The 13,386-nt window shown below is 62.9% G+C and carries 10 protein-coding genes; 2 read left to right on the top strand and 8 right to left on the bottom strand.

The window, feature by feature from the left end:
- Nucleotides 1–46 precede the first annotated feature (46 nt).
- The 7 genes from BUC08_RS21275 to xdhA all read right to left on the bottom strand — a co-directional run bounded on the left by BUC08_RS21275 (nucleotide 47) and on the right by xdhA (nucleotide 9,640).
- The gene (locus BUC08_RS21275; RefSeq protein ID WP_224769664.1) at nucleotides 47–787 is read right to left on the bottom strand and encodes a DUF3800 domain-containing protein; all 741 of its coding nucleotides are present in this window, start codon (nucleotides 785–787) and stop codon (nucleotides 47–49) included.
- A 219-nt stretch (nucleotides 788–1,006) separates the two neighbouring features.
- Nucleotides 1,007–1,834: a bifunctional allantoicase/(S)-ureidoglycine aminohydrolase gene (locus BUC08_RS21270; RefSeq protein WP_037929147.1), complete on the bottom strand. Its 828-nt coding sequence runs from the start codon at nucleotides 1,832–1,834 to the stop codon at nucleotides 1,007–1,009.
- Nucleotides 1,835–1,963: 129 nt separating this feature from the next.
- Nucleotides 1,964–3,286 carry a guanine deaminase gene (guaD, locus tag BUC08_RS21265; RefSeq protein WP_037929149.1) on the bottom strand — a complete coding sequence of 441 codons (1,323 nt, stop codon included), beginning with the start codon at nucleotides 3,284–3,286 and terminating at the stop codon, nucleotides 1,964–1,966.
- A 58-nt stretch (nucleotides 3,287–3,344) separates the two neighbouring features.
- Entirely contained in the window at nucleotides 3,345–4,928 is a 1,584-nt protein-coding gene (locus BUC08_RS21260; RefSeq protein ID WP_037929155.1) for a permease family protein, read from the bottom strand.
- 42 nt (nucleotides 4,929–4,970) lie between these two features.
- Complete coding sequence (gene xdhC / locus BUC08_RS21255; protein ID WP_037929158.1) at nucleotides 4,971–5,840, bottom strand: xanthine dehydrogenase accessory protein XdhC; 870 nt, start codon at nucleotides 5,838–5,840, stop codon at nucleotides 4,971–4,973.
- A gap of 4 nt (nucleotides 5,841–5,844) precedes the next feature.
- Nucleotides 5,845–8,163 carry a xanthine dehydrogenase molybdopterin binding subunit gene (gene xdhB, locus BUC08_RS21250; protein ID WP_037929163.1) on the bottom strand — a complete coding sequence of 773 codons (2,319 nt, stop codon included), beginning with the start codon at nucleotides 8,161–8,163 and terminating at the stop codon, nucleotides 5,845–5,847.
- 13 nt (nucleotides 8,164–8,176) lie between these two features.
- Nucleotides 8,177–9,640, bottom strand: a complete 1,464-nt coding sequence (xdhA, locus tag BUC08_RS21245) for a xanthine dehydrogenase small subunit (protein ID WP_037929165.1) — start codon at nucleotides 9,638–9,640, stop codon at nucleotides 8,177–8,179.
- A 176-nt stretch (nucleotides 9,641–9,816) separates the two neighbouring features.
- Between xdhA and BUC08_RS21240 the strand changes: the two genes are divergently transcribed.
- Entirely contained in the window at nucleotides 9,817–10,719 is a 903-nt protein-coding gene (locus BUC08_RS21240; RefSeq protein WP_037929168.1) for a LysR family transcriptional regulator, read from the top strand.
- 265 nt (nucleotides 10,720–10,984) lie between these two features.
- Here the strand turns inward: BUC08_RS21240 and BUC08_RS21235 are convergent, their stop codons facing one another.
- Nucleotides 10,985–12,217, bottom strand: coding sequence for a urate hydroxylase PuuD (locus BUC08_RS21235; RefSeq protein WP_037928974.1), 1,233 nt, complete (start codon nucleotides 12,215–12,217; stop codon nucleotides 10,985–10,987).
- Between the two features lie 100 nt (nucleotides 12,218–12,317).
- Between BUC08_RS21235 and BUC08_RS21230 the strand changes: the two genes are divergently transcribed.
- A complete protein-coding gene (locus tag BUC08_RS21230; protein WP_037928975.1) occupies nucleotides 12,318–13,235 on the top strand; it encodes a LysR family transcriptional regulator in 918 nt (305 codons plus the stop codon).
- Nucleotides 13,236–13,386: the final 151 nt, after the last annotated feature.

Raw genomic sequence — 13,386 nt, 5'->3', positions numbered from 1 at the left:
GTTGGCAACGCCACGCAGCCAGACCCGGGCGCGGACTCGTCGTTATTCAGTCTCTGATCCCACTTCTAACGACGCAACGATGCAGCCGTGTTGCGAAATAGGTCGCGAGGATCTCATTTTCCGCATACTCACCAGGGTTTTTCCAATACGACCCTAGACGACCAACAAGGCCAGCTATCCAATCCGCAGCCTGCATGGTCTGATAGCGATGGCTTTCTAATTGAAAAGGCGGCTCAATAAGGCAGCGCCTGTTATCGGTTCCGTACATTGCGATTGCCGCCTGCGTAACCAAGGCCGATCGCTGGTCATGCTCATCGAGGGCAAGGAGAAACTTCTCGCACGGTGTGCAATCTTTCTCACAGTGCTGGTCTATGCGCTTGATGGCCTCACGCAAAATATGCCGATAAAGCGCGTTCGCATCGTGGATGCCTGGAGCATCATGCTTACGTTGTCCGACATAAAAGGCAAATCCACCAAGCTTTGTGATCTTATTGAAAAGACGGTTTGTGAAATTGCGCAGCTCTTGGTAGTTTTTGACGTTCCGTACTGTATAAAGCGCCGCACCTTTCTTTTCCCAAACTGACGGATGTTTATCCGAACGGTCAATCTCGAATTTCAAAAGCTCGCATTTTCGTTGATAGAACCAGGTTCCAAAATTGCGCACTTCCTCGATCGGGAGGACAAGTCCAGCAAGTCCAAAAACCGGGCTGTCGTTGTGCTGAGGATCATTGCGGCTAATGTAAGGGCCGATGTGGCCAAACTCGTCCAGATAGGCAATGTACGTCAAAACATTCTCCAAAAACACGAAAACCCGCGCTTACGCGCGGGCCTCGGAATGAGGGCAATACACGACTGCGCCTCACGAACCTAATTAGGTGATCAGGCTTCGATTGTCAACTTCCAACAAAACCACCATTCTGAAGAAACAAAGCGACAGAGGTGTCATTAGTACTGTCGGCACCCCTCTGCCCTGACGGCCAGCCGCTGCCCTTATGTCGCGAGCCCCCTAAAACGTCCGCCGCAAACTCATATGCCGGTTCACGTCCTTATACAGCAGGTACCGGAACCGCCCCGGCCCGCCCGCGTAACAGGCCTGCGGGCAGAACGCGCGCAGCCACATGTAATCGCCGGCCTCAACCTCGACCCAGTCCTGGTTCAGTCGGTAAACCGCTTTCCCTTCAAGCACATACAGCCCATGTTCCATCACATGCGTCTCGGCAAAGGGGATCACCGCCCCCGGCTCGAACGTCACGACGGTCACGTGCATGTCGTGGCGCAAATCGCTGGGGTCCACAAACCGAGTGGTCGCCCATTTGCCATCCGTATCCGGCATCACCGTGGGCGCAATGTCGGCCTCGTTGGTGACGATCACCTCGGGCATCGGCAGCCCCTCGACCGGCTCGAACGCCTTGCGCACCCAATGAAACCGCAGCATTTCGTCGCTTTCGTTGTGCAGGGTCCAGCCACACTGCGGCGGCAGGAAGGCATAGCCGCCGGGCGTCATCACATGCACTTCGCCATTCACGCGCAGGGTCGCGGTGCCCTCGACGATGAACAACACGCCCTCGGCGCCGTCGTCATTCTCGGGCTTGTCCGAACCGCCACCGGGCGCGACCTCCATGATGTATTGCGAAAACGTCTCGGCAAAACCGCTGAGGGGGCGCGACAGAACCCACAGGCGGGTGCCCTCCCAGAACGGCAAAAAGCTGGTGACGATGTCGCGCATCGTGCCCTTCGGGATCACCGCATAGGCATCGGTGAACACCGCGCGGTCGGTCAAAAGCTGCTCTTGTCCCGGATGCCCGCCGGTAGGGGCGTAATATTTCGCTGACATCAGCGTCTCCTGTAAGGCTGTCGAATTCAGGCCACTATGGGCCACACCGCCCGCCGCCGCCATCTGGAAAACGGCGACAGCACCTTTCGGTTTGATTTGACAATCCTCAGGGGGTTATCGGTTTTCCAACTAAATCGCGGCTTCCAGCACAGGCGCGCCCTTGCTGGCCCGCCCCGCCACGTAAACCTGCGCCACCGCGCGGTCATCGCCCAGCATTTGCAGGATGAACAATTCGTCAGACAGGCTGCCCGCCCGCTGCATCCGCAGGTCCATCGCCGGTGTCGCGCGCGCGTCCAGCACCACGACATCGGCTTCGGTCCCTGCGTCCAGCGTGCCGATCTTGCCTTCCAGCCCCAGCGTCACCGCATTGCCCCGCGTGATCCAGTGGAACGCGCGCAAGGGGTGCAGCGACTGGCCCTGCAATTGCAACACCTTGTAGCCTTCGTTCAGCGTTTGCAGCATGGAATAGCTGGTCCCCGCCCCCACATCCGTCGCAATCGCATTGCCAATCCCGCGCGCCCTCAGACCCGCGCCGTCGAACAACCCGCTGCCCAGGAACAGGTTCGACGTCGGGCAAAACACCGGATGCGCCCCCGTCTCGGCCAGCGCGTCGATCTCGCGCGGGGTCAGGTGGATGGCGTGGCCCAGCAACGCCTTGGGGCCAAGCAAACCATAGGTTTCGTACACATCCAGATAGTCCCGCGCCTGCGGATAGAGTTCACGGGTAAAGTCGATCTCGGCGTGGTTTTCCGACAGATGCGTCTGCACATAGCAATCGGGGTTTTCCGCCACCAGCGCCTGCGCCATCTCCATCTGCGCAGGGGTCGAGGTGATGGCAAAGCGCGGCGTGATCGCATAGGACGCACGCCCCTTGCCATGCCAGTCGCGGATCAACGCCTGTGTATCGTCATAGCCCGACTGCGGTGTGTCCATCAGCCCGTCGGGCGCGTTGCGGTCCATCATCACCTTGCCGCCGATCATCCGCATGTCGCGCCGCGCGGCTTCGGCGAAAAACGCGTCCGCCGATGCCTTGTGCACCGAACAATAGGCCACCGCCGTCGTCGTGCCGTGCCCCAGCAGCAGGTCGTAAAACTTACCCGCCATTGCCGCGCTGTGGTCAGGGCTGGCAAATCGGGTCTCCTCGGGGAAGGTATAGCTGTTTAGCCAGTCCAGCAACTGCGCCCCCCACGAGGCAATCACCTGCACCTGCGGGAAATGAATATGCGTGTCGATGAACCCCGCCATCAGCAGATGCGGGCGGTGGTCGATCACCTGCGGCTGCACCGCTTGGGCGGCGACGGCTGTATAATCGCCCGAGGCGACGATCAAGCCGCCCTCGATCAACACCGCGCCGTCTTCGCAATACTGATAGGCAGCGGTGTCCTCCGGCCCCGTGGGTTCGGCGGAAAAGTTCAGCGTGCGGCCACGCAACAGGGTCTGCTTGGGTGTCATGTCATCTGTCCTTGGAAATAGGCACCCAAGGCGCTGTGCGCGCCTTGGGTCTGTTTGGTCATTCGCCGGGGGCTATGCCCGGGGCGTTCTCGGGCAGGGGCATCTCGGGGATCTCATCCTCGCGGTGAAAGATCGGATAGATGAACAGGAACGCCGCCGCGATCAGATAGCCCACGGCGACCCCGCTGAACGCAGGCCAATGCAGGCTGGCCGCATGGATGATCCCCACCAACGACATCCCGAACGCCGCCAGCGCAAAGCCGCCTGCGTTGCGGAAATTGCCGTCGATGACGCTGGCCACGATGGCACCCCAGATCAGCCCGGTCAGGATGGCCCCCTGGCTCAGCGCCAGATGCCCGGTGTAATGCGCACCCTGCTGCAACAATGCCGCGGTCAGCGCCGGATCGCCCATCTGCGGCAGGTCCTGCGCCCCCACTGCAGCCAGCGCGCCCATCATCGCACCCCATTTGATCATCAGGAATGACGAGATATGCGGCATCATCGCAATGGTGACGGCTGCCATATGCTCGGTCTTGACCGAATGGGCGGTGTTGGTGATCAGGCTCAGCGCCACGAACACCAGCACGGGCGCGGCAGCGGCCACCGGGATCAGGTTGTTCAGAAACGCCAGCAGGCCAAAGAACACGGCAAAGGGAATGACCAGCCCGACCCCGATGATATAGCCCGAATGCGCCCCCATCTTCTTGTAGGCCGGATGCCCGATATAGGCCGTCGTCGGAAACGGCGAACCGAACAGCGCGCCCACCATGGTGCCGACCCCATCGGTCACCTGACAGGTCGCCACAGGATAGGTGTCCCCCGCCGCCTCGGCGCTTTCGACGTTGTTCATGGTTTCGATGAAGTTGTAGATCTGCACCGGCACCAGGACCAGGAACAGCTCTGGGTTGGCAAACAGGTGCTGGATGCCCACGATCAGGTCGCCGAAATAGGGCAGCGGCGGATAGAACGCGACGCCGTCAAAGCTGACGCTGGCCTTGCCCATGCCCAGTGCCACCACGGTGCCCACGATCAGCGCCAGCAGGCCGGCGGGCATGTTGAACGGCAGCCGGAACCGCCCGACCAGCCCCCACAGGATGATGATCATCGACGCAAAGCCGACGTATGGGTCCTCGAACACCGTGGCCAGCGGTACGGTGCCGATGAACACCAGCGCGATGCCGCACAGCGTGCCCAGCATCCCCGCACGCGGTGTCACCCGTTTCAGCAGCGGGCCGACAATGGCGCCCATCGCGGCGACAATGCCGCCCATGAACCCCGCGCCGATGCCCACCTGCCACGCCAGCAGCGGGTCGTTCGTGGCCCAGTAAATCGGCCCTATTACGCCAAACAGATACACAAACATCACCGGCGTCGAAATGCCGTAAGGCAGTGCGGTGAAATCCCGCCCCGCCCGCGTGGCCGCGCGTTTGGCCAACCATGTGTACACAGCAACCCCCGCCATGATCGCCACCGCAGCCCCGGGCAGGATGCGCCCGAACACGATGGCCGCAGGCATGTCGAACACGAACTGGCAGACCCCCGCCAGCACGATCAGGTTGATCAGGTTGTCGGTGAACAACGCCCAGAACGCGCTGAAATCACTGCGCGCGAACAGTCTGTAATTGTATGTTTTGCCGTCCATGACGGGCACTCCTCCACTGCGACCGGACACGCATGCCTGATGTCAGGCGGTCCTCCCTGTCCGGTCTGTTTGTGCGCCCCCTCCGGGCGCTTCGGTTTCCCCCAAGGGGGCAGTCGCGGCAGTTTCAGAGGTCAATTCAGCCATCACTTCGGCCACCACAAAGGCCGCAATGACGCTGGGCCGCTTGTCGCGGCTGCCGCTTGCCCCGATGGGGCAATTCAATTGTTCGATGCTTTGGCCGTCGCAATGGTCGCGCAGCCAGTTGCGGAATTTCACCCGTTTCGTCGCCGAGCCGATCATGCCGACATAGGCCGCGTCGCCCCGTTCCAGCGCCGCTGACGTCAGCAGGAAATCCAGCCCGTGATCATGGGTCAGCACGACAAAGGCGCTGCCGGCAGGGGCAGTCGCAATCTCGACCTCGGGGATCACGCTTACCCTTGTGTCCACAGCCGCACGGCACTGCGCCAGCTCCTCGGGGCGGGTGTCGACCAGCACGCAGTTCACCGGCAGATGCTGGAACAGATCGGCCAACGCCCGGCCCACATGTCCCGCGCCCATTACGTAAACCGACGGCAAGGCCGCCTGCGCCTGTTGCGCCTGTCTCAGCGCCGCGCGCCGGTCCCCCTGCCGCATCCGCACCAGCGACAGCTCGACCCGCCCGCCGCAGCACTGGCCAATCTCCGGCCCCAACGGCACGTCCATCACTGCGTTCAGCGCGCCGTCGGTCAACATCGCGCGGGCGCGTTCAATCGCCATATGCTCAAGCTGTCCGCCACCGATAGTGCCGCACAGCGCGTGCGGGGCCACGAACATATCCGTGCCCTCGTTGCGCGGCGACGACCCCCGCACGCGGGTCAGCGTCACGCAGATCACCGACGCATGGGCCGACAGGAAATCAGCAAGCGCGCTCATGGCGTCACGCCCCCGCCCGCAACCGCGCCACCGCCATCAGCACCCGCTCGGGCGTGGCAGGGGCATCCAGACGCGGGCAGACGGTGTAATCCGCCACCGAAGCCACCGCCATCGACAGCGCCTCGAATACCGAAATGCCCAGCATAAAGGGCGGCTCGCCCACGGCCTTGGACCGTTTGATCGTCAACTCACGGTTCTCGGACCAATCGGCCAGATTCACGTTGAAAATGCGCGGCCGGTCGCTGGCCAGCGGGATTTTATAGGTCGACGGCGCATGGGTGCGCAGCGCGCCCTTGTCGTCCCACCACAATTCCTCGGTGGTCAGCCAGCCCATGCCTTGAATGAACGCGCCTTCGACCTGTCCCTTGTCCAGAATGGGATTCAACGACCGGCCCACGTCATGCAGGATGTCGGTGCGGGTGACGCGGTATTCGCCGGTCAGCGTGTCAATCGTCACCTCGGAACAGGCCGCACCATAGGCATAGTAATAGAACGGACGCCCCTTGCCGCTGGCACGGTCCCAATGAATCTCGGGCGTTTTGTAGAAACCTGCCGCCGAAAGCTGGACGCGCGCCATATAGGCCTGTTTGATGAAACTGTCGAAGGTCAGCGTGTCGCCGCCAACTTGTACAAGATTGGGCAGAAACCGTACATCTTCGGGGGCCACGCCCCATTTGTCCGAAGCGAACGCAACCAGCCGCCCCTTGATCTGCTCGACCGCGTTCAGCGCCGCCATCCCGTTCAGGTCCGATCCCGACGACGCCGCCGTGGCGGATGTATTGGGCACCTTTTCGGTCGTGGTCCTGGTGATCTTGATGCGGTCGAAATCCACCTGGAACGCATCGGCCACAACCTGCGCCACCTTGGTGTTCAGCCCCTGCCCCATCTCGGTCCCGCCGTGGTTCAGCGCGACAGAGCCGTCCGAGTAAACATGCACCAGCGCACCGGCCTGATTGTAGTGGGTGGCGGTGAACGAGATGCCGAATTTGACAGGCGTCAGAGCGATGCCCTTTTTCAGGATTTTAGACCCTGCATTGAACTCGACAATCTCCGCCCGCCGCTTGCGGTACGCAGCCGTCTCTTCCAGCTCGTCCACCAGCCGGCCGATGATATTGTCCTGCACCTGCTGGTGGTACGGCGTCAGATCCCGCCCCGCATCGCCATAGAAATTGACCTTGCGCACGTCCAGCGGATCGCGCCCCGTGGCATAGGCAATCTCTTCGATCATCCGCTCGGCAGCCACCACACCCTGCGGCCCGCCAAAGCCGCGAAAGGCAGTGTTCGAGACTGTATTCGTCTTCATCGGACGGCTGGTCAGCCGCACATGCGGGTAGAAATAGGCGTTGTCGGCATGAAACAACGCACGGTCGGTCACCGGCCCGGACAGGTCCGACGAATACCCGCAGCGCGCGGCAAAGCAGCTTTCGACCGCCTGAATGCGCCCGTCGTTGTCAAAGCCCACGTCGTAATCCACCACGAAATCGTGGCGCTTGCCGGTGGCGGTCATGTCCTGATCGCGGTCGGGGCGGATTTTCACCGCACGGTTCCATTTCTTCGCGGCCATGGCGGCAACCACACAGAACAGGTTCATCTGGCTTTCCTTGCCGCCAAAGCCACCGCCCATGCGCCGCACGTTCACGGTAACCGCATTGGACGGCACACCCAGCACATGCGCCACCATATGCTGCGCCTCGGAAGGGTGCTGGGTGCTGCAATGCACCACCACGTCGTCGTCTTCGCCGGGAATGGCAAAGGCGATCTGCCCTTCCAGGTACATATGATCCTGCCCGCCGATGGCGATCCGCCCCCGAAGGCGGTTGGGCGCTGCGGCAAAGCCGTCTTCGACCGCGCCGCGTTCCAGTTTCAAGGGGGCTGTGACATGGGGGTATCCGGCCTCCTGCGCGGCACCCACATCCAGTGCATGGGGCAGAACGGTGCAATCCACCTGCGCCAGCTCTGCCGCGCGGCGGGCGGCATCGCGGGTCTCTGCGATCACCGCAAACAGCGGCTGGCCGTGGAATTCGATCTTGTCGGTGGGAAACACCGGCTCGTCGTTCTGGCCCGTGGGGCTGATGTCATTGCACCCCGGCACATCGGCGGCGGTCAGCACGCCGACCACGCCGGGGGCTGTGCGCACCGCCGTCAGGTCAATCGCGTTCAGCGTCGCGTGCGCCACCTTCGAGACACCCAGGTAGGCGTGCAGCGTACCCTGCGGTTGGGGAATGTCGTCGGTGTAATCCGCCGTGCCGGTCACATGTTTGATGGCGCTGTCGTGGATGCGGTCGGTGTGGACCGCGCCACGGATCGAAATATCGTCTTTCATCGCATTCTCCTCCTCAGGCCGTGGCCAGTTGCACCGGCGCAGACGTCGCATCGTCCTGTTCCAGAAAGAACCGGCGCAGCAGGTTCTGGGCCGCCAGCATCCGGTAGTCCGCCGAGGCCCGCCAATCGCTCAGCGGGGCGAAATCCTGCGCCAGCGCCTGCGCTGCCTGTTCAAAGGCACCTTCCGACCACACCGCACCCCGCAAGGCCGCCTCGGCCTGCGCGGCCCGTTTCGGCGTGGCCGCCATGCCGCCAAAGGCGATGCGCACGTCTGCAATCCGATCCCCATCGCGCGTCACGCTGATCCCCGCAGCGACCGATGAAATATCCTCGTCCCGCCGTTTCGAGATCTTGTAGGCGGCGTCGATCTGCCCCTGCACGGGCAGCGGCACGCGGATGCTTTCCACAAACTCGCCCGCCGCGCGGTCCTGTTTGCCGTAGTCGATAAAGAACGCGTCCAGCGGCAGCACCCGCCGCACATCGCCACGCCGCAGGGTGATCTCGGCCCCCAGTGCGATCAGCACCGGCGGCGTGTCCCCGATGGGCGAGCCGTTGGCGATGTTGCCGCCCACGGTGCCCATATTGCGCACCTGCCAGCCCGCGATGCGGTCCCAATAGGGGGCAAGATGCGGGAAATGGTCCGCGATGGCATCCTGACACTCGCTGTAGCTGGCCCCTGCCCCGATGTGCAGCGCGTCGCCCTTCACCTGCACCGTCTTCAGCGCGTCCAGATGGCCCAGGAAAATCGCGGGGCCAATGGGCCGCAGGAATTTCGTCACCCACAGGCCCACATCGGTGGCCCCGGCGATCAGCGTGGCATCGGGATACTCCAGCAAAGCCGCCGCCAGATCGTCCACATCCGCAGGCAGGATCGCCAGATCATCCGCCGGCCCTGTCACCACCCGCTGCCCGTCCCGCAGCGCCGTCAGCTGTGCGGTCACGCGGGCGCGTTCCGTGTTCAGGTGATCGGCAGCGGGGGCGCCATAGCGGCTGACCGCCACGGCGGCGCGGATGATCGGAGCATAGCCGGTGCAGCGGCACAGGTTGCCTTGCAGCGCGGTTTCAACCTGCGCCTCGGTCGGCTCGGGCACCGCCATCCACAGCGCATAGAGCGACATCACGAACCCCGGCGTGCAAAACCCGCACTGGCTGCCGTGATGGTCCACCATCGCCTGTTGCACCGGATGCAGCCGCCCGTCGGGGCCGGACAGATGTTCGATGGTCACCACATGACAGCCATCGACCGAGGCCAGAAACCGGATGCAGGCATTGACCGGCGCATAGCTCAGCCCCTCCGGCCCCAACCGCCCGACCAGAACCGTGCACGCCCCGCAATCGCCCTCGGCGCAGCCTTCCTTGGTGCCGGTCATGCGCCGATCCAGCCGCAGGAAATCCAGCAGCGTCCGGCTGGCGCCGGTATCATGCGCGGTCACCTCGCGGCCATTCAGCAAAAAGCGGATGTGCGTGCGTTGGGTCATGGGGGCCTCCTCAGGGTCGTCCGCCGGCGGCTGGCCGGGCGGCAGTCGAGGCAGGATAGGCCAACCCACTGCATCGAAAAACAGCGCCTTTTGGCAAAGACTTTAAACAAAACGTTGATAATGATAGGGTGAAAAGAGCCTATAAAGGCACATCCAACCACAGCCCGAGTCATCCCATGTCCTATATCGAAAGCCTGAAAGTGTTCGTGCGCGTCGTCGAACTGGGCAGCATCACGTCCGGCGGGCGCGACCTGCGGCTGACACCGGCTGTGGCCAGCAAGCGTATCAAGGAACTGGAAAAACACCTGGGCGTGCGCCTGTTCAACCGCACCACGCGGTCCCTGTCGCCCACCGAGGTCGGCCATGTGTTCTATGACGAGGCAAAGTCGGTTCTGGGCGCGTTAGAGACGGCAGAGGCCAAGGTGGCGAATTATTCGGCGCAACCGCGCGGCACCATCCAGATCACCGCACCGCTGGGGGCCGGTCGCCGTCTGATCGCGCCGCTGGTGCCGCGATTCGTCGATGCCTTTCCCGAGACGCGGGTGCGGATGCGCCTGTCGGATCGCAAGGTGGACATATTGGCCGACGGTCTGGACATCGCGTTTTTCATCGGCACGCCGGGGGATTCAAACATGAAGCTGCGCAAGATCGCAGATTGCGCCCGCGTGCTGTGCGCCGCCCCGCGCTATCTGGCGCAACGGGGAATGCCCGCGCGACCCGACGACCTGATGGATCACAACTGCCTGTTGCTGCGCTATCCGCGCTCGCCCGAGTATTTCTGGACGCTGGACACCGCCCAAGGGCCGCGCAAGCTGGAGGTGGCGGGGAAATACGATGCCGATGACGGCGATGTGCTGACCGATTGGGCGCTGGACGGGCGCGGGATCGTGAACAAGCCACGCTTTGACGTGGCGGCGCATCTGGCGCGCGGCGATCTGGTCGAGGTGTTGCCTGATACGCCGCCGGTGCCCACGATCTTTGGGTGTTTGTATCCGCACAAGAAGTTGCAGGACCCGAAGGTGCGGCTGTTTGTCGATTTCGTGGTGAAGCAGTGCGAGGGGCTGTTGCCTGCGGGTTAGGGTCGAAAAAGTACCCAGAATGACCTTGCCACACAGGGCAGCGCCCGACCGCGGGTGGGCATCACACCGTCAGTGGCGACCACTTTATTTCTAGTCTTTGGCGTGGGGCAGATGAATCGCAATACGGTGAGAAAGCGCCCGCCCGTCACGCCGAAGGCGTGCCGACTTTCTATGGCGCACCTTTGGTGCGACGGGCGGTCGGGCGCTGCCCGGCGGTGCTACGCACCTTGACTCCGGGCTTTGGTGGATGGCGGCTTAACCCGCCCTAATCCCCCGACGCCGCCCGCACCCACGCCACGATCTGGCGGCGGGCGTCATCGTCCATCTGCACCGCATTGGGCGGTGGCATCGCGTGGCTTAACCCCGCCTGCATGTAGATCTGCGGCGCATGGCGTACCACGTCGCTTTTGGTTTCCAGCAGCACGCCCTTGGGCGGCCATTGCAGCCCTTCCCAAACCGGCTCGCGCGCGTGGCACATGGAACAGTTGGAAATCACTGCATCATAGGCCGCATCAAACCCCTCTGCCGAGGCAAACCGCTGTTCGGTCGCGGTCAGCGGCCGCGCTTCGGCCTCTTCATAGGTGTCATTCATCGACGCCGTGGACAGCCACGCGATCAGGATGAACAGGATCACCGTCACGCCCCAGGTCCAGTGCGGCCCCTTGCCGGTGGCGTGCATGGTGTTGAAATAATGCCGGATGGTCACGCCGGTCAGGAACACGAGGCTGGCGATGATCCAGCTGTACTCGGTGGCAAAGGCCAGCGGGTAGTGGTTCGACAGCATCAGGAAGATCACCGGCAGCGTCAGATAGTTGTTGTGGGTCGACCGCAGCTTGGCAATCTTGCCGTACTTGGGATCGGGCGTGCGCCCCTCTTGCAGGTCTTTGACCACGATGCGCTGGTTCGGCATGATGATGAAAAACACGTTGGCGGTCATGATCGTCGCCGTGAACGCCCCCAGATGCAGCAGCGCCGCGCGGCCGGTGAAAATCTGGTTATAGCCCCAGGACATCACCACAAGGATCACGAAAAGCAACAGCATCAGGAACGTGGGCGTCTCGCCCAGCCTGGATTTGCACATCAGGTCATAGAGAATCCAGCCGATCGTCAGCGATCCGCCCGAGATCAGGATGCCCTGCCACAAGGCCAGATCGGCCTTGGTCGGGTCCAGCAGGAACAGCTCGCCCCCGACCCAATAGACGATCATCAAAAGTGCGGCCCCGGACACCCATGTGATGTAGCTTTGCCATTTGTGCCAGATCAGGTGCTCGGGCATGTTTTCCGGCGCGACCAGGTATTTCTGGATGTGGTAAAACCCACCGCCGTGCACCTGCCATTCCTCGCCATGCGCACCCACGGGCATGTTCGGCACTTTTTTCAGGCCCAGATCCAGCGCGATGAAAAAGAACGACGCGCCGATCCATGCCATCGCGGTGACGACATGCAACCAACGGACAGCGAACGCGGCCCAGTCCCACAAGACAGCCAGATCATACATGGCAGTTCTCCCTCGATTCCTATGTCCCGCCACTCTAGGCGTTCGCACATTCTTCTGCTATTAACGCAAAAGACCAAGCAGCATCAAAAAATTCAGAACAATGTCCTATCTTGATAATATCCGCACCTTTGTGCGTGTCTACGAATTGGGCAGCATGTCCGCAGCGGGGCGCGATTTGCGTATTTCTCCGGCAGTGACGTCGTCGCGGATTTCCCAGCTTGAGGATCATCTGAGCGTGCGCCTGTTCCAGCGCACCACCCGCAGCCTGACCCCGACCGAGCAGGGCAAGGCGTTTTACAGCGGCGCCTGCGAGATACTGGAATCCGTCGACAACGCCGAGGCGCAGGTGGTGTCGATCACCGACAACCCCAAGGGCGCGCTGTTCGTGGCCGCCCCTTTGGGCGTCGGCCGGCGGCTGATCGCGCCGCAGGTGCCTGCGTTTCTGAAAGCCTACCCCGAGGTGTCGGTGCGCCTGCGCCTGACCGACCGCAAGGTGGACCTGACCACCGAAGGGCTGGATCTGGCGTTTTTCCTCGGCCAGCCCGAGGACAGCAACCTGCGCATCCGCAAGATCGCCGATGTGGAACGGGTGCTGTGCGCCGCCCCCGACTACATCGCCACGCGCGGCAATCCGGTCTCGGGCGAGGCGCTGGTGAGCGACCGCCACGAATGCCTGAACCTGCGTTTTCCCGGCGCGCCCGAATTCCAGTGGCGGCTGATGACGCCCGAGGGGCCGAAACGCTTTGCCGTGACGGGGCGCTACGAATCCGACGACGGCGACGTGCTGATCGACTGGGCGCTGGCGGGGCAAGGGATCGTGCTGAAACCGATCTTCGAGGTGGCCGACCACCTGCGCGCCGGACGGCTGGTGCCCGTGGCCACCGCCACCCCGCCCGAACCGATCCAGATGGCGTGCCTGTTCACCCACCGCAAACGGCAGGACCCGAAAACGCGCCTGTTCATGGACTTCGTCATCGACCGCATCAGCAAGGACGTACGCGACAGCGGGATGCTGTAGGGGGTCACAAAGGGCAGCGCCCGACCGCGGGTGGGCGCTGATACCCCTGCTCGTGCCACTTTATCTATCCGCCTTGGCGTGGGGATACAGAATTGCAATACGGTGAAGAAGCGCCCGCCCATGGGGCGGTCGGGCGCTGCCCGGCGGTGCT

The organism is Pseudosulfitobacter pseudonitzschiae (genome assembly GCF_900129395.1).
Lineage (GTDB): Bacteria > Pseudomonadota > Alphaproteobacteria > Rhodobacterales > Rhodobacteraceae > Pseudosulfitobacter > Pseudosulfitobacter pseudonitzschiae.
Note: the sequence above shows the minus strand (reverse complement) of the source record. Positions and strands in the feature narration are given on the sequence as shown.